Annotated in this window: 23 protein-coding genes and 1 pseudogene; 19 read left to right on the top strand and 5 right to left on the bottom strand. The window is 63.4% G+C overall.

The window, feature by feature from the left end; genetic code table 11:
* The first annotated feature begins 7 nt into the window (after nucleotides 1–7).
* The 8 genes and pseudogenes from AUL35_RS12110 (at nucleotide 8) to AUL35_RS12075 (ending at nucleotide 9,454) form a co-directional block, all read left to right on the top strand.
* Nucleotides 8–1,045, top strand: coding sequence for an ABC transporter permease (locus AUL35_RS12110; RefSeq protein ID WP_374754495.1), 1,038 nt, complete (start codon nucleotides 8–10; stop codon nucleotides 1,043–1,045).
* Nucleotide 1,046: 1 nt separating this feature from the next.
* On the top strand, nucleotides 1,047–2,048 hold the full coding sequence (locus AUL35_RS12105) for a dihydroxyacetone kinase subunit DhaK (protein ID WP_062015116.1): 1,002 nt from the start codon (nucleotides 1,047–1,049) through the stop codon (nucleotides 2,046–2,048).
* A 10-nt stretch (nucleotides 2,049–2,058) separates the two neighbouring features.
* Entirely contained in the window at nucleotides 2,059–2,700 is a 642-nt protein-coding gene (locus tag AUL35_RS12100; protein WP_062015114.1) for a dihydroxyacetone kinase family protein, read from the top strand.
* Nucleotides 2,701–3,157: 457 nt separating this feature from the next.
* A complete protein-coding gene (locus AUL35_RS12095; RefSeq protein ID WP_244493760.1) occupies nucleotides 3,158–4,237 on the top strand; it encodes a sugar ABC transporter substrate-binding protein in 1,080 nt (359 codons plus the stop codon).
* 135 nt (nucleotides 4,238–4,372) lie between these two features.
* A complete protein-coding gene (locus AUL35_RS12090; RefSeq protein WP_062015161.1) occupies nucleotides 4,373–5,902 on the top strand; it encodes a sugar ABC transporter ATP-binding protein in 1,530 nt (509 codons plus the stop codon).
* Nucleotides 5,899–6,879 (top strand): ABC transporter permease, encoded by a 981-nt coding sequence (locus tag AUL35_RS12085; protein WP_062015111.1) that lies wholly within the window; start codon nucleotides 5,899–5,901, stop codon nucleotides 6,877–6,879. The genes AUL35_RS12090 and AUL35_RS12085 overlap by 4 nt, the downstream gene beginning before the upstream one ends.
* On the top strand, nucleotides 6,876–7,865 hold the full coding sequence (locus AUL35_RS12080; protein ID WP_062015110.1) for an ABC transporter permease: 990 nt from the start codon (nucleotides 6,876–6,878) through the stop codon (nucleotides 7,863–7,865). Before AUL35_RS12085 ends, AUL35_RS12080 begins: the two co-directional genes overlap by 4 nt.
* A 2-nt stretch (nucleotides 7,866–7,867) precedes the next feature.
* A pseudogene (locus AUL35_RS12075) lies at nucleotides 7,868–9,454 on the top strand (isochorismatase family protein).
* A 278-nt stretch (nucleotides 9,455–9,732) separates the two neighbouring features.
* Here AUL35_RS12075 and AUL35_RS12070 read toward each other — a convergent pair.
* On the bottom strand, nucleotides 9,733–10,554 hold the full coding sequence (locus AUL35_RS12070; RefSeq protein ID WP_062015108.1) for a metallophosphoesterase family protein: 822 nt from the start codon (nucleotides 10,552–10,554) through the stop codon (nucleotides 9,733–9,735).
* Nucleotides 10,555–10,635: 81 nt separating this feature from the next.
* On the bottom strand, nucleotides 10,636–11,271 hold the full coding sequence (locus tag AUL35_RS12065; RefSeq protein WP_062015106.1) for an NUDIX hydrolase: 636 nt from the start codon (nucleotides 11,269–11,271) through the stop codon (nucleotides 10,636–10,638).
* 385 nt (nucleotides 11,272–11,656) lie between these two features.
* Between AUL35_RS12065 and AUL35_RS12060 the strand changes: the two genes are divergently transcribed.
* The 3 genes from AUL35_RS12060 (at nucleotide 11,657) to AUL35_RS12050 (ending at nucleotide 13,398) form a co-directional block, all read left to right on the top strand.
* The gene (locus AUL35_RS12060; RefSeq protein WP_062015104.1) at nucleotides 11,657–12,325 is read left to right on the top strand and encodes an HAD family hydrolase; all 669 of its coding nucleotides are present in this window, start codon (nucleotides 11,657–11,659) and stop codon (nucleotides 12,323–12,325) included.
* A gap of 212 nt (nucleotides 12,326–12,537) precedes the next feature.
* Complete coding sequence (locus AUL35_RS12055; protein WP_156417966.1) at nucleotides 12,538–12,894, top strand: hypothetical protein; 357 nt, start codon at nucleotides 12,538–12,540, stop codon at nucleotides 12,892–12,894.
* A gap of 228 nt (nucleotides 12,895–13,122) precedes the next feature.
* Nucleotides 13,123–13,398, top strand: a complete 276-nt coding sequence (locus AUL35_RS12050) for a hypothetical protein (protein WP_062015102.1) — start codon at nucleotides 13,123–13,125, stop codon at nucleotides 13,396–13,398.
* Between the two features lie 37 nt (nucleotides 13,399–13,435).
* Here AUL35_RS12050 and AUL35_RS12045 read toward each other — a convergent pair whose 3' ends face one another.
* The gene (locus AUL35_RS12045) at nucleotides 13,436–13,693 is read right to left on the bottom strand and encodes a hypothetical protein (protein WP_062015099.1); all 258 of its coding nucleotides are present in this window, start codon (nucleotides 13,691–13,693) and stop codon (nucleotides 13,436–13,438) included.
* 50 nt (nucleotides 13,694–13,743) lie between these two features.
* Complete coding sequence (locus AUL35_RS12040) at nucleotides 13,744–14,457, bottom strand: Crp/Fnr family transcriptional regulator (RefSeq protein WP_062015097.1); 714 nt, start codon at nucleotides 14,455–14,457, stop codon at nucleotides 13,744–13,746.
* 225 nt (nucleotides 14,458–14,682) lie between these two features.
* Here AUL35_RS12040 and AUL35_RS12035 point away from each other — a divergent pair, with 225 nt between their 5' ends.
* From AUL35_RS12035 to AUL35_RS12015, 8 genes are all read left to right on the top strand, one after another.
* Complete coding sequence (locus tag AUL35_RS12035) at nucleotides 14,683–14,940, top strand: hypothetical protein (protein ID WP_062015095.1); 258 nt, start codon at nucleotides 14,683–14,685, stop codon at nucleotides 14,938–14,940.
* An 83-nt stretch (nucleotides 14,941–15,023) separates the two neighbouring features.
* Complete coding sequence (locus AUL35_RS23200; RefSeq protein ID WP_082666289.1) at nucleotides 15,024–15,449, top strand: BLUF domain-containing protein; 426 nt, start codon at nucleotides 15,024–15,026, stop codon at nucleotides 15,447–15,449.
* Between the two features lie 298 nt (nucleotides 15,450–15,747).
* On the top strand, nucleotides 15,748–16,059 hold the full coding sequence (locus tag AUL35_RS22150; protein ID WP_156417965.1) for a hypothetical protein: 312 nt from the start codon (nucleotides 15,748–15,750) through the stop codon (nucleotides 16,057–16,059).
* A gap of 499 nt (nucleotides 16,060–16,558) precedes the next feature.
* On the top strand, nucleotides 16,559–17,695 hold the full coding sequence (locus AUL35_RS12030) for a sensor histidine kinase (RefSeq protein WP_244493756.1): 1,137 nt from the start codon (nucleotides 16,559–16,561) through the stop codon (nucleotides 17,693–17,695).
* Nucleotides 17,696–18,087: 392 nt separating this feature from the next.
* Nucleotides 18,088–19,683, top strand: coding sequence for a site-specific integrase (locus AUL35_RS12025; RefSeq protein WP_062015092.1), 1,596 nt, complete (start codon nucleotides 18,088–18,090; stop codon nucleotides 19,681–19,683).
* A 462-nt stretch (nucleotides 19,684–20,145) separates the two neighbouring features.
* Nucleotides 20,146–20,343 carry a hypothetical protein gene (locus tag AUL35_RS12020; RefSeq protein WP_062015090.1) on the top strand — a complete coding sequence of 66 codons (198 nt, stop codon included), beginning with the start codon at nucleotides 20,146–20,148 and terminating at the stop codon, nucleotides 20,341–20,343.
* A gap of 96 nt (nucleotides 20,344–20,439) precedes the next feature.
* The gene (locus AUL35_RS22145; protein WP_156417964.1) at nucleotides 20,440–20,979 is read left to right on the top strand and encodes a hypothetical protein; all 540 of its coding nucleotides are present in this window, start codon (nucleotides 20,440–20,442) and stop codon (nucleotides 20,977–20,979) included.
* Nucleotides 20,980–21,151: 172 nt separating this feature from the next.
* Nucleotides 21,152–21,727 carry a recombinase family protein gene (locus AUL35_RS12015; RefSeq protein WP_062015088.1) on the top strand — a complete coding sequence of 192 codons (576 nt, stop codon included), beginning with the start codon at nucleotides 21,152–21,154 and terminating at the stop codon, nucleotides 21,725–21,727.
* A gap of 204 nt (nucleotides 21,728–21,931) precedes the next feature.
* Here the strand turns inward: AUL35_RS12015 and AUL35_RS22140 are convergent, their stop codons facing one another.
* Entirely contained in the window at nucleotides 21,932–22,591 is a 660-nt protein-coding gene (locus AUL35_RS22140) for a hypothetical protein (RefSeq protein WP_156417963.1), read from the bottom strand.
* Nucleotides 22,592–22,823 lie beyond the last annotated feature (232 nt).

The raw sequence follows: 22,823 nt of genomic DNA, 5'->3' as shown, positions 1-22,823 counted from the left end.
GATGGGTATGCGCGATGCCTCGCCGAAGCGGGCGGGCCCCGGTCACCGCTTGAGCGATCTCGTACGGCGTCGTCCCGAGACGATTACCTTCATTCTTCTGGTCGCGATCTGCATCGGCGTCGCGTTGGCCAATCCTGCCTTTCTGCAGCCGTCGACACTGATCGATATCGGGCGGGCCAGCGTGGTCATCGGTTTGTTTGCCCTGGGCACGTTGGTGGTCCTGGCGGCGGGCGGGATCGACGTCTCGTTCACGGCGATTGCCGCCTTCACGATGTATTCGATGACGCTGGTCGCGCAGAAGTACCTGCCAGGTTTGCCGATTGCCGCCGTCCTCGTGATGGCGACGCTTGGCGGTGCACTCCTAGGATTGATCAACGGCCTTCTCGTCCACCACCTGCGGGTCCCCTCGCTGATCGTGACGATTGGCACCCAATACCTGTTCCGCGGTTTCCTGCTGGCCTTCATCGGCACGGTCTGGATCATGTCGCTGCCGCCGCAGATGGGTGCCTTCGGGCGCCTTGCCCTTCTGCGCTTCGAGGCGGCCAGCGGGGCAACAATCACTCTTCCCGCATACTTCCTCGCCCTGCCGATCGCCGCGCTCGTAACCTGGTGGATCCTGAACCGCACGCTGATGGGTCGTGCGATCTTCGCCATGGGCGGCAATGCCGATATTGCCGCAAGGCTCGGCTACAGCCTGCGCACCGTCCATCTGTTCGTGTTCGGTTATGCTGGCGCCCTCGCCGGCCTGGCAGGCATCATCCATGTCTGCGCCAATCGACAGGCGAACCCGTTCGATCTTGTCGGCACTGAAATCACCGTGATCGCGGCCGTGGTTCTGGGAGGCGCGAGAATCACAGGTGGCACCGGCACTGTGCTCGGCACGGTGCTTGGCGTCCTGCTGATCGTCGTTCTCAACAACGTCCTTGTGCTGGTTGGTATCCCCAGCACATGGCAGCGGCTTGTGATCGGGATCTTCATCCTGCTGGCCGCCGCCTTCTTCGTCACGCGCCAGAAGCGCAATCTCCCTTCACCCAGCGAGACCTGACATGAAAAAGTTCCTGAACGCGCCGACGGATTTTGTGGACGAGATGCTGGAGGGTATCTACCGCGCCCATCCGGAAGTGACCCATGTCGAGGGCGACCCTCGCTGCATGGTGGCCACGCGCACCGTCGACGGCAAGGTCGGCATCGCGACGGGTGGGGGTTCGGGCCACCTCCCCCTCTTCCTCGGCTACATCGGCGAGAACATGCTGGATGGCGCGGCCGTCGGAGGGGTCTTCCAGTCGCCAAGCGCGGAGCAGATGCTCTCTGTCACGCGTCATATCAACCAGGGGGCCGGCGTTCTCTACATCTACGGCAACTACAGCGGCGACATCATCAACTTCGAGATGGCTGCAGAGCTGGCCGACATGGAGGATATCGCCGTTTGCCATGTGGTTGGCAACGATGATGCCGCTTCATCGGTCGTCGGCGAAGAGCACAAGCGGCGCGGTGTTGCCGGCATCGTATTCGTCTACAAGGCTGCCGGCGCGGCGGCGGCGGCCGGCCTGTCCCTGGACGAGGTCGTACGGGTTGCCGAGAAGGCGAAGGCGCGGACCCGTACGATGGGCGTCGCCCTGTCGAGCTGCGTGGTTCCCGAAATCGGGCATGCGACCTTCTCGATCGGCGAGGATGAGATGGAAATCGGCATGGGCATTCATGGCGAGCCAGGCATCCGCCGCGCCAAGCTGGCGCCCGCCGACGCGGTGGTCGACGAAATGATGCAGCCGATCCTGTCGGAACTCGCCTTCGAACGGGGGGAGAGCGCCGCCGTCCTCATCAACGGCTTGGGCGGGACCCCGCTGGAGGAACTCTACATTCTCTTCCGTCGCGTCGCAGCCATACTGGATGAGCAAGGCGTTCAGGCCAAACACGTCTTCGTCGGCGAGTTTGCAACGTCCATGGAGATGGCCGGCGCCTCGATTTCGGTGCTGCGTCTGGACGATGAACTCGACGGCTTCGTCGGATCGAGCGCGACGACCCCCTTCTTCAAGCACGTCGCACGCTAGGGAGATCGCCATGCACACGATCGGCAGCACCGACCTCGTGCCGCTCTTCGAGAGCTGGAGCACACTCTTCACCGAAAAGCGCGATGAACTCATCGCCCTCGACGGCAAGGTCGGCGATAGCGACCTTGGCATCACGATGAGCAAGGGCTTTGCCGCCGCGCTCGAGGCGGTACGCGCGGAGGGAAGCGAAGCCAGCCTTGCCAAACGCTTCAAGACGGCAGGCGCTGCGATGGCGCGAGCCGCGCCCTCGACGATGGGAACGCTGACGGCCACCGGCTTCATGCGGGCCGGCAAGGCGCTGGATGGCGTGACCGAGCTGGGCGTCCCAGAGATCGCGATCTTCTGGTCCGCCTTTCGGGATGGCATTGGTGAGCGCGGCAAGGCCAAACCGGGTGACAAGACCATCCTCGACGTCCTCTATCCCTTGACAGCGGAAATGGAGGCGCAAGCCGCTGCGGGAACGGATCTGGCAAGCGCGCTGGCGACGGGCGCTCGCACGGCCGAGGACGCGTTAGAGGCCACCAAGACTATGACGGCACAACACGGAAAGGCCGCCGCATTCCGTGAGAAGACGGTCGGACTGCAGGATGCCGGGGCTACCGTTGCGGCGCTGATGGCGCGCGGTTTGTTCGACTTTGCCGTAGCGCATTGAGACGAGCGCTGAAGCATGGTTGCTCAAGCAAAGCAAAGCCTGTCGGTCTGGTGAGACGGGCCAACAGATGCCGGGACTGAACAACTAGCCAACGGCTTGGCCCAGTCCGCAAGCGTCATGTCGGTCAGTTCAAATCAACAGCGAGGCGGAACACCAGAAATGTTCTTGCCGCATCAGCAAGACTCGTATCCTAATAAGATTGTCTGAGTTTTTCGGGGCGGGCTGGGAGGCTGCCGCGAAGCTCGTTCCGAGGTGGCCGGCAGGCTGCGGTCGATGCGCGTGCGCTGAGCGACTTGTTGGAAGACATTCCCCATGACCTCGGGGGTCGAGGGTATGGGGTTCGTTTGATCGTGTCCTGGGGAGGAACCATCATATGACAATCCAGCTTACAGCTTTTAAGAAAAACGCCACCGCCGGTCTGGTCGCGGCATTCGCAACGACCGCGGCCGTGCTAGCCATGACCGCAGGAGCACAAGCCGCCGGTCCCGAGATCGTCGCCGGACCAAGCGCCGATCCCGAATGCTACAAGCCTCTTACCGCAGAAACCAAGTTCTTCCAGTATCCGAAGAAGGAGGGTCCCTACCGCATCGCGCTCGCCAACGGCTTCATCGGCAACACGTGGCGTATCCAAATGGTGCAGACCGCAAAGGCCTATGCCGAGCAGCCCGACGTGAAGGCCAAGCTGAAGGAGTTCAAGGTGGTGTCGACGGGAGACGACGTCGCCGCCCAGATCGCCGCCGTCGATAACTTCATCAACTCCGGCTACGACGCCGTCATCGTCAACGCGCAGAACCCGACGGCCTTCAAGCCGGTGATCAAGCGGGCCAAGGCGGCCGGCGTGGTGCTGGTCGCCTTCGACAACACGCTGGATTCCGACGAGGCGATCAATGTCAACGTCGACCAGAAGGGCCTCGGCAAGCTCTGGGGTGAATGGCTCGTCAAGAACGTGCCGGGCGGCAAGGGCAAGCTCCTGGAAGTGCGTGGCGTGACCGGCACCTCGGTCGACCGCGACCGGCACGACGGTATCCAGGAAGTGCTGGCAGCCTCGCCGGGTCCGTGGGAGCGCGTCGAGGTCGTCGGGCGCTGGGACGACGGCACCGCCCAGAAGGTCGTCGCCGACGCGATTGCGGTCCACAAGAAGTTCGATGGCGTGTCCGTCCAGGGCGGCTCGACCGGAACGGTCCGTGCCATGATCGACGCCGGCCATCCCTTCGTGCCGGTGGGTGGCGAGACGGAGAACGGCTTCCGTAAGCTCTGCGCGGAGCATTCCAAGGACGGGTTGAAGTGCACCTCGGCCGGCAGCGGTCCGGCCCAGGTCGCCGTCGCGATGAAGACCGCACTCGCCGCGCTCGACGGACAAATCGTACCGCAGTCGATCGCTTTGCCGCTGTCGATCGTCTCCGACCCCGACTTCAAGGACGGCGAGAGCTTCTACTCCAGGGAGACCGACAACTTCTTCGTCGGCAACTCCTTCCCGACCTGCGGCATCAACTTCACCGCGCAGGAGATCATGGGGCAGAGCCAAGCCAACCAGTAGGCTCGGCCACCGCAAGTTCGGGCCGGCGGCTGCGTCTCGCTGCCGCCAGTCGCCGATCCACGGCCTTTGTCGGAAGGGGCGTCTTCGTTGCGCGATCTCTCCATCCTGTCCCAAGCGGATCCGGGCGCCATGTCCATGCCTGCGGGTCCCGAGGCTGTTCCGATCCTCGAGTTCCGGGGCGTTTCCAAGCGATATGGCGGCGTCGCCGCCCTTGCGGGTGTCGATTTTGCCGCGCGCCCCGGCATGATCCACGCCGTGCTCGGCGAGAACGGCGCGGGCAAGTCGACGCTGATCAAGATCGCCTCGGGCGTCACCGATCCGAGCGGGGGCAAGGTCCTGGTGGACGGGCGAGAGGTGAAATTCCGCAACCCGACGGAGGCGATGGAGGCCGGCGTCGTCTGCGTTTTCCAGGAGCTCTCGCTGATCCCGGACATGACGGTCGCCGACAATCTCTCGATCGTCGATCCACCCCGCCGCTTCGGCCTGATCTCCAATCGTGCGCAGCGGCAGCACGCCCGCGAGCTTCTGGCACTCGTCGGCTGCGAGGACGTGCACCCCAGCGAGCTGGTCAAGAACCTGCCGCTGTCGCGCCGGCAGATGGTCGAGATAGCGAAGGCGCTCGCCAAGAAGCCGAGGGTCTTGATCCTCGACGAGGCGACGTCGGCCCTGACGAGCGAGGACGTGAAGCGCGTGTACGCTATCATCCGCCGGCTGCGCGGCGAGGGCGTCGCGATCCTTTACGTCTCCCATCGCATGCAGGAGATCGAGGATCTTGCCGACGCCGCGAGCGTCTTCCGCAACGGCCGACATATCGAAACCTTCCGCAAGGGCGCGCGCTCGGTCGACGAGATCGTCCAGATGATGATCGGGCGCGAGGTGACGCACCCCTATCCCGACAAGCCCGCCCCGTCCGGCGACGCCCCGGTCGCGTTGTCGGCCCGCGGCCTGTCCTGGGGGCGCGAGCTTCGCGACGTGTCGCTGGATGTTCGAAAGGGCGAAATCGTCGGTCTCGGCGGTCTCGACGGCCAGGGTCAGCGCGAACTGCTACTCGCCCTCTTCGGCGTCCTGAAGAACGTCTCCGGCTCGATCGAGGTCGCAGGCAAGCCGGTGAGGCTTACGGGACCGCGTGCCGCCATGCGCTGCGATCTGCCGCTGGCTCTGATCCCGGAGGATCGCAAGACCGAAGGCCTGATGCTTCCGATGAGCGTCGAGGACAACATGAGTCTGGCCGCCCTGTCGCGGTTCCGGAGCGGCCCGTCCATCGATCGCAGCCGCGAGGCGGCGGCCATTGCAGACATGGTGGAAAGGCTGAAGGTCAAGGCCGGCGATCCCCGTGCGCCCGTCTCCAACCTGTCCGGTGGCAACCAGCAGAAGGTCGTGCTGGCGAAATGGCTGATGACACGCCCCGGCATCGTGCTTCTCAACGACCCGACGCGCGGGATCGACGTCGGCACCAAGCAGGAGATCTACCGGCTCTTGCGCGATCTCGCCGGGCAAGGCCTCGCCGTTCTCTTCTACTCCACCGACTATGCCGAGTTGATCGGCTGCTGCGACCGGGTTCTGGTCATGTATGGCGGGACGGTTGCCCGCGAGCTGTCCGGCGATGCCCTGAACGAGACGACGATGATCGAGACCGCGTTGAACGTCGGTGGGCGCGCGGCATGACGGACCTCGGCTTCTTCGTCCGGCATCACCGCGGGCTTCTCGGTTCCATTGCGCTGTTCGTCGTGATGTTCGCGATCTACATCGCAAACCATCCCGTCGGCTTGACGCCGGCGGTGGCGACGACGGCCGCCAACAAGGCGGTGCTTCTGGCGCTCGTCGCGATGGCGCAGACGCTTCCCGTCCTGACACGGGGGCTCGATCTCTCCGTCGGCATGGTCTTCGTCCTCGCCAACTGCCTTGCCTCGACGCTGGTCGTCGGAACGCCGACGGAAGGAACGCTCGGCATTCTGGCCGTTCTCGGCGTGGGCGCGCTGGCCGGGTTCCTCAACGGCACGATCGTCGTGTTCGGGCGGCTGCAGCCGATCATCACCACGCTCGCGACGGGCGCGATCTTCTACGGCATCGCCCTTTTCGTCCGGCCGGGTCCCGGCGGAGACGTGCAGTCGGACATCGCCGACCTCTTGACCGGGCAGGTCTTCGATACCGTGCCGGCCGCGCTTCTCGTGCTGCTCGCGGTGGTTCTCCTGGTCTGGGTTCCCTTCCGACGCTCCGTTCTCGGGCGAGCCGCTTATGCGACCGGGTCGAATGAGCAGGCGGCCTACATGTCCGGGGTGCCGGTCGAGCGCGCCAAGCTTCTCGCCTACACGCTGTCGGGACTTCTGGCCTCGATCGGCGGCCTGATGCTGACCTTCAACACCTATTCCGGCGAGGCCTCGGCGCCGATCGCGGGCACCTACACGCTGAACTCGATCGCCGCCGTGGTGATCGGCGGCACCTCGCTCTTCGGCGGCTGGGGATCGGCCATTGGCTCGGTCTTCGGCGCCTTCGTCCTGCGCACGATCGAGGATCTTCTCTTCGTCTTCGATTTCGATCCCTTGTGGCAGCCGTTGTTCCAGGGGGTTGTTCTCCTCGCTGCGATCTCGCTCGGGGCCGTGCGCATCCTTCGCATCCGCAACCGGCTGGAGATCCTGGCATGAGCGCCACAGTGCCCCGTGCGGCCAGCCAGTCGCGCCTTGTCCGCCTCGGCCTCGACCGGTCCGTCCTCATCGCCTTCGCCTGCATCGTCGTGCTTCTGGCGGGCGGTGCCCTTTACTCGCGCGAGTTCCTGTCGCCAGAATATCTTCTCCAGCAGCTGCAGATCAGCGCCTTCCTCGGCGTCATCGCCTCCGGCGCCATGCTGGTGATTCTTATCGGGCACATCGATCTCTCGATCCCCTGGACGGTGACACTCGGGGCGATGATGGCAACGGCGGTGGCCGGATGGTACGGCACGCCCGGCGAGGTTCTCGCCATTCCCGTCGGCATCCTCTGCGGCGCGATCGTCGGCCTCGTGAACGGCCTCGGCGTCGCCTATCTCCGCCTGCCCTCAATGATCTTCACCCTCGGCATGAATGCGGTCGTGCAGGGTCTGATGGTGCTGCACACCGGCGGCTCGGCGCCGCAGGACCACGCGACCGACGCCATGCACTTCCTCGCCGTCGGCCGGCCGGTTCTCGGCATTCCCAACGCGCTCTTCATGTGGATCCTGGTCGGGGCCGGGGTCATCTTCCTCCTCAACCGCACCGCCTTCGGCCGGCGGGTCTATGCCGTCGGCAACCGCGAGCGGGCCGCCTACCTGTCCGGCGTCGACACGAACGCCATCATCGTCGGCTGCTTCGTCCTGTCCGGCGCGGCGGCGGCCTTTGCCGGGGTCCTTCTCGCGGGCTACTCGACCAAGGCCTATCAGGCGATGGGCGACAGCTACCTTCTGCCCGCCATCGCGGCCGTGGTGCTCGGCGGGACGAACGTCCTGGGCGGGCGCGGCAACTATCTCGGTACCATCGCGGGCGTCATCCTCATCACGCTCCTGCAGTCGATCCTCGCGGTCATGCAGATGGAGGAAGCAGGCCGCCAGATCATCTACGGCACCGTGATCATCGCCATGCTGCTCGCCTACGGGCGCGGCGACCTCCATCGGAAATGACCATGACAACACCGGCCACGGACAACGGCGCGTTCGGCAAGCTGATCGATCCATCGGCACAGCTTCGCTGCCTCGGCTCCGGCTTCGACTTCATCGAGGGACCGGTCTGGCATCCCGTGGAGCGGCATCTTCTGTTCTCAGACATGCCGGGAGACGTCCGCCGGCGGTGGAGCGAGGACGGGGGTGTGGTCGAGGTGGCTCGCCCGTCCAACAAGGGCAACGGAATGGCCTACGACGCGGAGCTGAACCTTCTCGTCTGCGAGCATTCGACATCCCAGGTCGTCCGCCTGCGACCCGACGGGTCGCGCGAGATCCTGGCGAGCCACTTCGAGGGACGCGAGCTCAACAGTCCGAACGATCTGTGCGTGCGGTCCGACGGGTCGATCTACTTCTCGGATCCCTGGTACGGGCGAATGCCGGGCTTCGGCGTTGAACGGCCGCGAGAACTGGGCTGGCAGGGTGTGTTCCGCATCCCCGCGGATGGAGGAGGACTGCAGCTTCTCGTCGCGCGCGACCTCTTCACTCAGCCGAACGGTCTTTGCTTTTCGCCCTCGGAAGATCGCCTTTACGTCAACGACACGGTGCAGGCGAACATCCGCATCTTCGACGTGACGACCGACGGCCTGCTTGGGCCCGGACGCGTCTTCGCCTCAGACATCCGGGAGGCGGACGTGCCCGGCCTTCCCGACGGAATGAAGTGCGACTCGGACGGCAACGTCTGGGTCACGGGGCCGGGCGGTGTCTGGGTCTTCGATCCCGAGGGGCGGTGCGTCGGACGCTTTCGCGTCCCCGAGGAGGTCGCCAATCTCTGCTGGGGGGATGACGACGGGCGCACCCTGTTCCTGGCTGCCACGCATTCGCTGTTTGCTGTCACCACCCGCATCCGCTCCCGCCTCGAGCCGCACATGCGCCGCTGAACGCCAGCCCCTTCCTGCCCCGACCGTTCGACGTCCTTTGGAGAGAACGCCATGCCCGACGACGATCTCGTGCTCGACGCCGCCCGCTGCGTCCTCCTCATCCAGGACATGCAGAACGATGTCGTGGCTGACGGCGGGGCGTTCGCGGATTCGGGCGCTCCGACCCATTGCCGTGAGCAAGGAACGATCGAAAACATCCGGCGCCTTGCCGACCGCTGCCGCGACATCGGCATTCCGGTCGTCCATGTCTGGTTCGTCGTCGAAGCGAACGGCCTCGGAATGACGCGCAACGCGCCGCTCTTCACGGGCGCTCTCGAGCAGCGTGCCATGTTACGCGGCTCCTGGGGCGCGGCACCCGTCACAGGCCTCGAACCCCACCCGGGCGACCATGTCGTCGAGAAGAACCGCATGAGCGCCTGGGAGGGCACGCGGCTGGAGACAATCATGCGGTCCGAGCGGCGGGATATCCTCGTCGACACCGGCGCCTGGACCAACATGTCCATCGAGCACACCGCCCGCACCGGTGCCGACAAGGGCTACGTCATGGTGGTTCCGGAAGACGCCTGCTCGACAATGAACGCCGACTGGCACCGCGCTTCCATCGACTTCGCCCTGCGCAACGTCGCGGTCGTGACCACGACGGATGCGGTGCTGAAGGCGCTGCAGCCCTGACATCCCATCCGAAAACAACGTCACCATCACGGCGTCCGGTCCGAAAGATCGCGCAAGCGATCGCCCGCGCGATGTCTACCCTCTCGGCTGGGCTTGCGAACGCTTTGCACAAGGGCGAGGCCGGATCGCGGGAGGGTGGGCGCGCCTTCGTTCTCCTGGTGTCATCGCCATCGGTCCGCCGTCACACCCGGATGCCGACATCCCGGAACCCACCACCGGGTGACGCTACGCGGGGAGACTGCGCCCCGGCATGCGCCGGCCGTCCGCCCGCCCTCGCCTCATCCGCCGCTCAGCTGCGCGAGCTCGGCGAGATCGATGCGGCCGTCGAGATAGTCGGACCGTGCCTGCCGTTCCGTCGGCGACGCCACCCGGCCGTGCAGAATGGAGCGCAGCTCGAACTCCCTCACGACGGCACTCCGGTCCGGCGCGCCGATCGCCTGCAGGAAGCCGACATCGGGCCCGTCGATCACTGCGGCCGTCAGACGACCGGACTGGAACGCCCCGGTATCGATGGAGATTCGGTTCGCGGTTAGGACGGGCGCGTCGCCCATGATCGTGTGACCGTGCACCACTCGGCGCGGCAGCGGTCCGTCGAAATCGAGGAACTCGCGCCGGATCCAAAGGAGATCCTCTTCGGCTTGCCGTTCAAGCGCCACCCCTGGCCGGATACCGGCATGGACGAAGAAATGAGTGCCGTCATCGTGCGTTAAGGGCAGGGCTGCGAGGTAGTCAGCGTGGCGGCTCAGCGTCGGGTCCGGACGGCTCGCGGACTCGCGGTCGAGCCCGTAGCTAACGACGGTGTGCCAGTAGAGGAGCCAGGCCCACTCCGGCACCTCCTCGCCCGACGTGACGGCTCGCACGAAGAGATCGTCGTGGTTGCCGCGAAGACAGACGAACTCGTCCTGCGAACGTTTGGGCCCCGCCATCAGTCGCTCGACGACACCGCAAGAGTCTGCACCGCGGTCGACGTAATCGCCGGTAAAGACGATCTTGGCACGCGCGCCGCGGGTCTCGGCGTCGTTCTCGACCTTGGCAAGAAGTGCGTCCAAGAGATCGAGGCGGCCGTGAATGTCCCCGATGGCATATGTGACAGTGCGCATGCAGGCCGCTCTATCGACTGCGTTCTCTCGGGGCAACTTCGAAAAGCCTACTTCAGGGGGCAGGCCACGAGGCCTCGGCCCCTACTCGAAGTCCGTTGCGAGGTCGGGACGGCGCCTGTGCTCGAACATGCGTGCGATCTGCGACGGCAGCACGCGATCGAGCGACAGGTCGGCTGGAATATCGCCTTGCGCGAACCAGCCAATTTCCGACGTCTCCAGGCTGGTGGCCGCTGCGCCACCGATGGGACGGCAGAGGAAGAACATCTTGGCGCAGGAGAAGACGCCGTGCGGATGGCGCTGCCACGTCCGGTCGAGAACCGCGGCCAGCTTGATCGCCTCGACCTCGTAGCCGCTTTCCTCGCGCGTTTCCTTAACCGCGTTCTGCGCCGGGGTGATGTTCACGTCCGCCCATCCGCCGGGGAGCGACCAGCGCCCCTTGTCGGCGCGCTCGCGCACCATCAAGATCCGATCCGCGTCGTCGAAGACCGCAGCCCGCACGTCGATCTTAGGTGTGGCGTATCCGGTCTGGCTGCCGAACAGGGCCATCCACTCTTCGGTCGGTACCGCAGTGTGCTGGTGGAACATCTCAGCGGAGAGGTCGCGTAGCCGCTCGTATCGCTCGCGGTCGTACGGATCTCGCGTGAAGGTCAGGCCGGACTGGGCCAGCGCCTGCAGTTCGCGTGCCCAGCGCAGCCATTGGGGTTCTGACGTGTCCATGGACGCTTGAGCTACCACGACGCATAGGCAGTGTCTGCTTATCCGCAAACGCTCGCTCAAAAGCCGATTGACGGGTTTCTACCCGGTCGTACCGATCAGCTCCGTGGAAGCGGACAACCGGAAGCGGTCCATCCGCTATCGACCCTTTGAGGTCATTCCGCTTGATCCCCCAACTGATCGCATAGCGGACATCGCACGGTGCCGTTCTGCCGAGCGCAGCTGCCAACGAGTGACGATGTTTCTTCCTGTCCTGTCCGCGCGTTGGGATGCCCGTCAACGACGAGGGCAGCATCGTGCCGTTAGAGCGCCGTGAGTAGTTGACCTACAAATCATTAGGGAACGGAAGCGTGGTGAGGGACTTGGGTTTAATCCCAAGGACATTCCCATGACCATCAAAGCCATCCTGTTCGATGTCGACGGCACGCTTGTCGACAGCAACGATCTGCATGCTCAAGCCTGGACGAAGGCCTTCGCCGAGTTCGGCCACCTCATTTCGCTGGAAGACGTTCGCGGCCGCATCGGCATGGGCGGCGACAACCTGATGCCCGCCCTCATCGGCGCAAAGGCGGTGGACGAAGACGGTCCGGCGATCTCGGCGGCACGCGGGCGCATCTACAGCGCGAGCTATGCCCGCCGCGTCACGCCCTTTGCGGATGTGGCCGCGCTGTTTCGCCGGGCCAAGCAGGACGGCTGGATGATCGTGATCGCCACGTCCGGCGACAGCCGCGAGATCGAGCCCCATCTCGACATGCTGGGCGTTCGCAGCCTGGTCGATGCCGTGACCACGGCAGGCGACGCGGAGCGCTCGAAGCCGAACCCCGACATCTTCGCGGCGGCACTTCTAAAGGTCGGCGCTCATGCCAAGGACGCCATTGTCGTCGGCGACAGCCCCTACGATATCGGAGCGGCTTCTCAACTCGGCATCCGCACGCTGGCGGTGCGCACGGGAGGCTTCAGCGATCGGATCCTGAGGGAGGCTGGAGCCAGTGCGCTCTACGACAGTCCTGCCGACCTTCTGGCCCGGTACGACGGCTCGCTCTTGGCTATCCATTAATCGAACGGTTGCACGGCAACGTTCTGGCTCCTGTGTCCGACCCTCAGCAGGTCATCTCTGCGTCTAGCACCAGAAAGGCCCGCATTGGGGAGGGTCAAGTGGACCGACCTGATGCATTGATCAATCGTGGTGCTCGTCATCTCATCAAACGTGGAAGGGCAAAACAGGCGCGCAGCGCAATGTAGATTGGTGCCTCCGCCGACGAGCCGCGCATGATCGCCCGGGATTGGACGGCATCGGACATCGATGACGTTGCGTATTGCCACGGGATTGTGCCCATGCTCGCACCTTTGATCAACCTCCTGCTTCTTGCGATCGAGGCGAACCAAGTCGTGGGCCTGCGCCTGCAAAAGCTTCAGCTAGGCGGCAGTTCGGCCTGGGATGAGTACAGGCTGATGATGGGTGAGAAGATCGACGCCTTCGGCCAAGCTGCGACCACGCTCGCCGGCGGTCATGGCCTGGACCGCGTCGTGTCGGACTGCCGAACCATCGTACAGGCCAATATCCAGCGCCTTCGTCAGGGTGGGCCGCCCAAGACGGGTCCGCTGCACCGGGTGCTCGACACGTGAGGCACGATCGCTACCGCGCTCGCATTGAAGCGAATGGCACGTGGACGATCGCGGACGTGTTCACGGACTGGCCTGCCGGACTGCCAAGCGAGCGCACGCAAGGCCTGCCAAAGGAGCACGCACGCACGCTGGTGCTGTTCCTGAACGATCTGGATCGCGAGCGTAGGGGAATCCCCCTGCCCACCGGACCGACCTGCATCCGGCACACCGCAACGAGGATCATGCTCGATGACGATCTTACAAGCGCCAGCTCCTCGCCACAGCTCAACGACTGATCCGATCCGACGTCAGGAGTCGAACCTCGATACCCAGCTTCTGATTGTTGCGCTGGAGCTTCGTCTGTTGAGCCGAGCGCTGGGTTTGGAGACGCCACGGCCACTGCTCGACAGGCGGGTTGGCATGGCACGGATGGAGGAGTTGGCGGCGACGCTGGAGCGCTTGACCGAGGTCCGGTCTTTGTCGAAACCCGAGCACCAGCCGGATCTGTTCGATCCGAGGCGCTAAAAAGGCAGCGCCCGGACTTCGATGCTTTCCCGCATGTTCACCGTGGTGTCGAAGGCGGATCCATCGAAGCCTGACCCAATACGATGCTTTGTCTGTGGGTCTCGTGCAAACCGTTGAGGAACAGGAAGCGCTCGCTTCCGCTCATGTCCTCGCCCGCTTCGTTTCGGCGCGAGAGAACAAGATACTCGTCGCTTTCTGAGGATGACAGACCGACGAACACCTCGTAGCCGTCGGCGTGAAGGGTGATCGCCCGCATTCCTCGCAGGAACGCGCGTTCGGTGTCGGTGAGATCCATGATCGAACTCCATTGGCGAGGTGCAGAACAGCCATTCGCGCTCTGCCCGCTCACGGCTCCAAATGCAGATAGTTCGGATCAAAGCCGCTTCTGCGTTTCAGTCCCTCGACGTCGCGCACCAGCAACTCGTGACGGTCCAGCGTGATCAGACCTTGCTCACGCAGGACGGCTAGCATGCGGTTGGTGTGGACGACGGTGACGCCCAGCGCGTCCGCCAAATCGGTCTGGGAGATGGGCAGGGCATAGCTGTTGTCGCGCACAAAGCCGACCGCCTGGAGGCGCACCAGAAGCTCGCATAAGAGGTGGCCGATCCGCTCCTCGGCCGTGCGCTGGCCGATGTTGACCAGCCACTCGCGCAACACCGCCGCATCCACGAGCGAGGCCCACCAGAAGGCGCGTGCGATTGCGGGGCGCTCGGTCATCTCTAGGATGGCGTCCCTGCGAATGCGCACCACCTGGCAGCGCGAGAGCGTTCCGATGCTGTGGTCCATGTGCTTCAGGATGAAGACCTGGAAGTCGCAGAAGTCACCGGGCACGAAGAAGGCCATAATCTGCCGCCGCCCTCCCTCGATCATCTTGTAGCGGCAGGCAAATCCCGACAGGATGAGGAACACGTCTGTCGGAACATCACCCTCCCGGATTAGATCCTGCCTTATTGCTACCTCGCGCAAGGGCCGGCTGTGACGCTCGATAAGCTCCCGGTCGTCGGCCGTCAGCGGATGCAGGCGTTCTAGCTTGCGAAGGAGAAGGTTTGTGGTTGCCATCCAGTAAAAAACTCCCTGAAGGCCAACCTGGGTCGTAACAGGGATCGCCAGGGCGCACCACTTAGAAGAGAAGCAGAACCGACGGAGCCACGGTTTTGAAGCGGTTATCGCTTCGGTGGCGGTTCTTATGTAACCTCAAAACGTACGGCACTACCCAAGGTCCATTGCTCTGCGCTGCAGGGCTGAGATCCGACCAGATGGGTCGTTGCCGCGGAACACCCTGTCATGCCCCGCTACTTCTTTCCGGTGTCCGGCACCGTCAGCCATCCCGATCCTGAGGGACAGGAGCTGCCGGACGATCTGGCGGCTTGGTCGGTCGCCGTCTCCTCGATGGGCGAACTCCTGCGGGACCTCGATGGTCATCTTCCCATCGACGCCGACGTCACGACGCTGATAACCGACGAGATCGGACGCGTTCTGATCACCCTGCAGTTCACCGCCCGACGGCACACCGAACGCGGACCAATTACACGGGAAAGGTGAGAAGCCCGCCCCTGGACTCATGATCTGGTTTGCTGGTTGCTACAAATCACACCAGCTGACACCAAAAAGTCTCGAGTTCGGCAATTGACCCGTGCGTCGGACGCTGCCACCGTTTCCCAATTCTTGTCCAACTGACCTATACAAGTCAAATTGCGAAGGAGTGCATCCCCGCCGACATCGACGCCATTTGGGCAATTGCCGATCGCGTCAACGAGAGGCGAGGGCTGACCGGCGTCGTCGGCTTCGACGGTTGCAAGATCGTCCAGATTTTGAAGGTCGGCCCACGCGAGGTTGCCCGCATGTTCGGGCGCATCTATCAGGACTGGCGGCACATCCTTGTTGTGAAGCTATCGCGTCAGCGGGTTGCGGCGCGATCGTTTCCCGAGATCGGCATGGGAATCGTACCGCTCGGAGATCTTCTTTGGTGCGGAGGACGTTCGGATTCAAACGTCCGGCCCCTTTGCCCGCAGAATGACGGTCAGGCACAACCGGAGCAATTGACTGGGTAGTTGATCTATCTTGCTGCGCGCAACGATTGGGTTGCTAATACGTGCGATACGGAGGCTACGTTCAGGTCTTCCGCTGCCTGGTGTATCAGGCTGGCCCGCTCAGTCCCCGTCCCTGAGCGGGCCTACGGTTGGCGCCGACCGGTACGCTCTAGCGTCTCCCCGTCGTACCGTCGCCTCGACAACCATCGCGCGATACGTGCCGCAAGCGCCTGCTGGGCAAGAGGACCGTCTGCCAACAGCCAAGATAGGTTGGACAACCCGCAAGTTTGGTCACTCGAACCGGGCAATCTGACCGGCCTTGCCGATCGTGACGGAACGATCGATCCCGGCGAGGCTTGGCTTCGTGGGCGTGGCGCTTTCGCCGCGCTGGAAGGTGATCCCCGACATGAAGTTCATGACATTTGGCGTCGTTGCCCTGGCAGCGATCGCAGCATCCTCGTGCGCCCAAACATCGATGCGCTCCCCCGTCGATACGACCGAGGATGGCTCGTTCGGCTACCCCGATCTCGGCCCGGCCGACACATCCAGAAACCAGAACACCCGGGCCCCGTTCGACAGGTTCAAGACGACCCCATCGGGTGGCCTGGTTCCGGGGCAGTCCCCGGAGTAGCGGTCGCGTGTTTTTCGCAATTACCCAACGCGCACGCTACCGGTGGGGCCCGAACCCTACGGGTGCGGGGCAAACGGATCTTTGCAGGGCTCCAGCCTATTCAGCATGTCCGCCGCCGCGTCGGCTTCGTCGCCGCCCATGTTGCACATATGGTGACGGCGATGGTGAGCGGTTAGGTTGGTCTCACGGTCAATGACGGACCAGGACCCGCCCGTACCACAGCGTGCGATGTAGCGTTGTTCAGACATGGGTATTCCAATCGGTGTAATGAGAACAGGCAACGCTGCATCAGGGTGAATGGTCCAATTTGGCCCGGGCCATTCAACCGTCCCGTCAACATGCATTGATATCGAAGCGCCGAGGCTGAAGTTGACAGCCTTCGCTCAGGCGATATCCGCTCAGTCTCCAACCTACATCGTTGCGCGCTAGTCTGTCTCTTGCGCACAAGCGTCCGTTGATGGGCAACGGTGGGACGAACGGTATGGTCAGCAGAGATCGGATGGTCGCGCGCCAACGTGCGCTGGCGGACTTCGGCGAGTTCGCGCTGCGGACCGACGACCTTGATGCCGTGCTGACGGAAGCCTGCCGTCTGGTCAGCCGGGCTATGCACGCCGATCTGGCGAAGGTTTTGGAGATCGAGGAGGGCCCGGGCGCTACGACCCTTTTCGTTCGAGCTGGTGTGGGATGGCCGAGCGGCGTCGTTGGCAAGGTCCATCTGGCGGGCGATGAGTTGACGTCGGAGACCTTTGCGGTGGCTGCCGGCAAACCAGTCATCACGCCGGACATCGAAAAAGAGGACCGTTTCGAGATCCCGGACTTCATGCAGGCGGCCGGGGTCATGGGTATGATCAACGTGCCGATCTTCCTGCCCGGCGGGAAGGCCTATGGACTGTTGCAAGTCGACAGCCGCGACGTTTGGAACCCAACACAGGAGGACACCGAGTTCCTGCGCACCTATGCGACCATCCTGGGACCGGTGATCGACCGGCTTCACAAGCTGCACGCGCTCGATGACGCCAACGATCGCAACGCGACCCTGCTGCGCGAACTGCAACACCGCATCAAGAACAACATCGCCGTGATCGCCAGCTTGGTGCGCATGCGACGCAACAAGGCGGCGACGCAGGATGCGCGTAACGAGTTGGGCATCATCGACGGGCGCATCGCCGCTCTCAGCCTTGCGCACGAGCACGTCTACACGACCAAGAAGGCCGACCGCTTGGCGCTGCGATCCTACGCCACGCAGCTGCTGGAACGTCTGCTGGTTCTGCACGGAGTGCGACCCGTGCGCCTCGACATCCAGATCGAGGATCTGGACATCGCCAGCGACACGGCGATCCCGCTGGGGCTCATCCTCAACGAGTTCACGACCAACAGCATGAAACATGCCTTCACGGACGAGGAGCGACAATCGGAGTGTCTGATCGCCGTGGAGGCAAAGCAACGCGGCGATGCGCTCTGGATCCGGATCTGCGACAACGGCGGGGGTTTGCCGAACGTGGCGTCCGGATCCCGCCCGGGATCGGGAACGGGCATGGCCTTGATCGCGGCCCTGTCGCAGCAGATCGGTGCAAAGCCGGACTGGCGATCCGATAGAGGCACGGCATTGTCGCTGGAGTTTCCGCACCGGCCGTAGTCCAACAAGCTTCGGCGACGTCATACCAGCAGAACGGGCACGACTGCGCCATCGCTCGCACGCCGCACGGCAGCTTTCCTGCAGAGAGCACCCCATAGCGGACTGACGGCTTTCCACCCATTAATGACGGCGAGCGATTTGCGATATCTACGAAAGCCGGCCACCAAAATCGCAGTGACACCTATCCACGCGGGTGGTACACACGACCTTGGAAAGCAGCGTGTAAGTTGTTGTTTTTGCTAGTCGGTACTCGGAAAAGGGGCAATCCTTTCCTGGGCACCAATTCCCCTGATTGTTCAGGGAAGCCAAAGTCTTACGCGACATCAGAGGGTTAGGGTCAGCAGCCTGTTCAACAGGACTGTTAAACAGTGCCCCTCGCAATGCCCCGTCCGATGAAGCGCCAAGGCACCACTTCTCACCAGCTTATTCAGCGCATCCCGACCGACTTGGTCGCGACCGCGCGTGGGCGAACGCTCGCCCTCCCGATCGGCCCAGACACCGTGCGCGTCACGCTGTCGGAGAAGGCGATCGACATTCGTGTCTCGCTACGCACAGGAGACACCAACGAGGCCAGGAGCCGGCATGCGGCTGTCGTGGCGTACCTAGAGAAGGCGTGGGCAGCGATGCGCGCCCGGCCCGCCTCCCTCACCCATCGCGAGACCGTGGCGCTCTCCGGGATCTTGTACCGGGACCTCGTTGCTCACCTGGAGGACGAGCCCGGCGAGCCGGCGTTCTGGGCCGAGGTGGTGAAGGCCCACCAACGCGCCAGCGAGAGCGGTAGCCTTGAGCGGTGGCTGGGCTCCACGGTGGACGACCTATTGCTCCGGCAGGGCCTCAACATAGACGCAGCGAGCCGGGGCCGCTTGCTGGAGGCCGCAGCGAAGGCATTGATCGATGCCGCCGACCGGCTGGGTGCGAACGCGGAGGGCGACTATCGGCCCGACCCGGTGGCGAGCCGCTTCCCCGACTGGAGCGGAGCCGTGGTCGCACTGCAGGCCAAGCCGCCGGTCGCCAAGGGCGGCACTTCGCTCCTATCTCTCTTCACCAAGCTTGCCGCTGAGCGAGCCTATGCGCCCAAGACGGTCTCCGAGTGGACCCGCAGCGTGAAGCGCCTGACGGACCACGCGGGCGTCACCGACGCGGCCAGCATCACCCCGGACCATATCATCGCCTGGACCGACGCGATGGTTGCGGAGGGGCTCAGTGCCAAGACCATCAATGAGACCCACCTCGCCGCCGTGAAGGCCATCTTCCGATGGGCGAAGGCGAAGCGCCTGATCGCGACCAACCCGGCCCTAGAGACCCCCAAGGTCGAGCGCAGGGATGAGGACGGCGGCAAGCGCGGGTTCACGCTGACGGAGGCCCAGGTGGTCCTCCAGGCGTCCCTCAGAGAGAAGCAGGCCTTGCGCCGCTGGGCCCCATGGCTCCTAGCGCACACGGGGGCCCGAGCCGGTGAGATCGTCCAGCTGCGCCGACAGGACGTGAAGCAGGACCCCGAGACCGACATCTGGTTCATCGACATCGCGCCGTCAGCCGGTCGCCTAAAGAACAGGGCATCGGCCCGAGTGGTCCCGATCCACCCGCAGCTCTTGGCTATGGGCTTCACCGAGTGGGCAAAGACCCAGAAGGCCGACCGTCTGTTCTATGAGGAGCGGGAGGGGGAAGCCGAGGACGGCCGGCGGTCTCGCAAGTCGGTCACGACCAACCGTTTAGGGGATTGGGTCCGCAAGCTGGAGATCCCTGGCGTCCTATCCGGAGAGGTCAGCCCGAACCACGGATGGCGTCACCGCGTCGTGACGGAGCTGACCAACCACGACGTGACCGAGACAGTCCGGAAGCGGATCACCGGACACACGTTGGAGGGGCAGGACAACCGGTACGTCGGCAAGATCGTCCTGGAGCGGCTGCAGGAGGCCATAGGACGCCTGCCGGCTTATGAGGTCGGCAAGGTGCGAACCGGCAATGCAGACGGGAGCCAGAAGGCCTGACGGCCGTGTGCGCATAAATTCCGTTGAAAGGCGCTGAAGGCCAACCTCTCACAGACATGACACGACAGCGCCGCGCAGCAACCAACCGTTGGAATTTCCTCAGACTTCCGGTGCTAGGAACCTCTCACAATTCCGAACTACTCGAATGTGTGAGACGTCAACTTGATTATTCCACTTCGGGCCTCTGGACCGGTCAGGATTTCCTGCCCTAGAACTTTGCCTGCAAGGCAGGCGGGGCCCAGGGTCCCAAATGTCTAGCGGAAAAATCTGAGAGGCCAATCGATAGAGTGGCTCGCGCGGAGTACCCCCGTACCGGGGTCCCCGCCGGCCCCTGCCGAGCGGCCTCAGCCCACCCCACCCAGCCCCCTCAGGTCCCCGAGGGCACGACCAGCCGCGCACCCATCAGGGTGGGCGAACGACTACCTGTGCCGATCGCGCCCCCCACCCCGAAGGTCCCCCCGCATGCGCTCCGTCCTGGGATTCCTCTATCGCGTTGCCCCGTCCTTCCACCTCACCATTAACGACCGCTTCGAGATCGACACGCGGCATGCGCTGTACGTCCGGGGACCGTGGATCGGCGGATCCACCTGGGCGGCCTACTGGAGCCCTGAGGAAGCGATCTTTGATTGGCCGGCATGCACTGCCGCACAAGCTGCTTGAGCGGCCTTGAATGCCACCCGCTGTGATGGTGTGTCGCTGTCCCTATCGATATAAGCCGCGCACAAAACTCCCTTCGAGAGTGCCAGATTGCCAGCCATGCCCGAGTTCGTAGTCCCCACTCTCACCTTCATGCTCGGCGTGGCCGCTGCTATAGCGAAACCTGCGATAGTTGACCTGTCGCAGCAATGGATCGCCCGCTTCATGGCGAAGCGCCGATTGCACATTTGGGGGAATTCACGCCTTGGCGGTGATTGGTTCCATACTTGGTATGCTCAGGGAAGCACCGAGTGGCCAGACGAGAATGATTGCGAAGTTCGGCTGTCGGTAGTTGGACGCCACGCCGCCGGGTTCTACACATATCAAGGGGAAGAATGGCTTGTTTATCTGCGACTGGACGAAGACCGTCTCGTGACAGGCCTTTGGTCGTCCGTAGCGAAGAACGGATATCGTGGAACGCTGACAGGCCATCTCGATCTATCAGGCAACACCATCGTCGGTTATTACCTAGGAAATGCAAACCGCCCCTCGAAAACAGGCGTCGGAGAGTGGGTATGGTGGCGAAAGGGCCATTCAAAGCCCGATCTTACTATCCCACTCATTCAGCTCGCCAAGCGGGACACATCACCCGAACTGTAAGCTAACGGCTATGCGCCGGGGGTCCTCCCCCGTTCCGCAGGGCAAGCTCTTGTGGACCGTTCCAGCGCCGGCCCGAAGCCGTACCATTAGAATGCCTGTTGACTTTTGGAATGACGATGGCAGAATGTCTTAGACCCTATTGGAACGACCCACCGTCTGGAGACACCCCGTCATGCTGATCGGATACGCCCGCACCTCTACCCTCGACCAGGAGGCCGGCCTGGAGGCCCAGGAGCGCGACCTGGAGCGCCTTGGCTGCGACCGCGTGTTCTCCGAACAGGTCTCCTCCGTGGGCTCCCGGCCGCAATTGGAGGCCGCCCTGACGTTCGTCCGCGAGGGCGACACGCTGGTTGTCACCAAGCTGGACCGTCTGGCCCGCTCGGTAGTCCATATGGGCGAGATCGTCGCCAAGCTCACCGCCAAGGGCGTGGCGCTGCGGATCGAGGCCATGGGCGTGGACACGGGGACGCCGACCGGCAAGCTGATGCTCAACGTCCTGGCGTCGGTCGCGCAGTTCGAGCGGGAGATGATGCTGGAGCGGCAGCGCGAGGGGATCGCCAAGGCCAAGGGTGAAGGGAAGTACCAGGGCCGCAAGCCGACTGCTCAGGCTAAGGCTGATGACGTGAAGGCTTTGGCATCGGAGGGACTGAGCATGGCACAGATCGCGGCGCGTCTTAAGATCGGCAAAGCGAGCGTCCACCGCATCCTTACGGCGAAGGTCGAAACAAGTGGAGCTACCCAAGCTTGAGGCGAGGAAGACCACCGTCTGCATAACGGTGGCCCTAGTTCCTCTAGCCGAAGGATGACGCATGCCGACGCGGTGCTGACGCGCCATGTTGAGCATGGACCAGTCGAAACCTAAATTGCCTCATTCACGGATGCAAGCGTACGGCCTACGAGGCCACCACAAGATCCGACAATGGATGAACGGCCGGCCCTAAGAGCGATACCATTACTTGCCGAATAGACCTCCCAAAATATCCCCGCCGATTGCCGAAGCGACTCGGCGTGTACCCGCTAGCATCTCCTTTCGCTTGAGGTACGGCCCGAGTTCGTTGGGGCTCAACCCCTCGGCGCAACGCTCTGCATGGTTGAAAGTGTCGCGCAGCATTTGCTCAACGTCGTCATAAATGCGGCCTACATGCCTTCGAGAGGTTACTACCGCGCAGTATTCCCAATCAACAGGGTTCTCTCTATCCCCGGTTGTGCTAAATACTAGAACATGCACCCCACCATCATATTCCCAATACCCACGAAGGCGGGACTGTAGATCGTAGCGGACCTCATGGAATATCCCAGGATAAAAAGTACTCAAGGGTTCAGAATAGGCTGGAAGCCTGAATTCTCTCCCTTCGTAATTATCCGGTTTGATGTATCTATCTATCGAATATCCGACGCAGTAAACATCTGTGTGTTGACCAGAGTGGGCATGGTAATCACTGACGCCGCGCAGAAATTCCTCCACGGCGCCGTTAGGACGCTCGCTGTATGCGGCGAACAGCAGCATAACGGATGACCGACGACAGGCGTGTGCACGGCGACCTACGTCGTCCAGCGTAAATGCGTCTGCAAGAAACTCTCCCGTTTTCCTTACAAAACCCAGCGAAATCATGAACTTAATTTATTAGGGGGACCTAAGGCAAATACCGAGGCACCATCCCGTCCACCTGTGAATTAACGGCGTTTGTAGTCGCCGACATCTCACCAACCCCAATCACTTCGGGCTCCCAGGCACTTCCTGAGGAGCCCTTTTGCTATCCCCATAGAGGAGACCCATGACGCCGACAGGCAGACCACCCATCATCCGAGAACATGACGAGCGCGGCCAGCCCGTTGTTCGTGTC

The organism is Aureimonas sp. AU4 (assembly GCF_001463765.1).
Lineage (GTDB): Bacteria > Pseudomonadota > Alphaproteobacteria > Rhizobiales > Rhizobiaceae > Aureimonas.
This window is presented reverse-complemented; position numbering and strand designations above follow the sequence as displayed.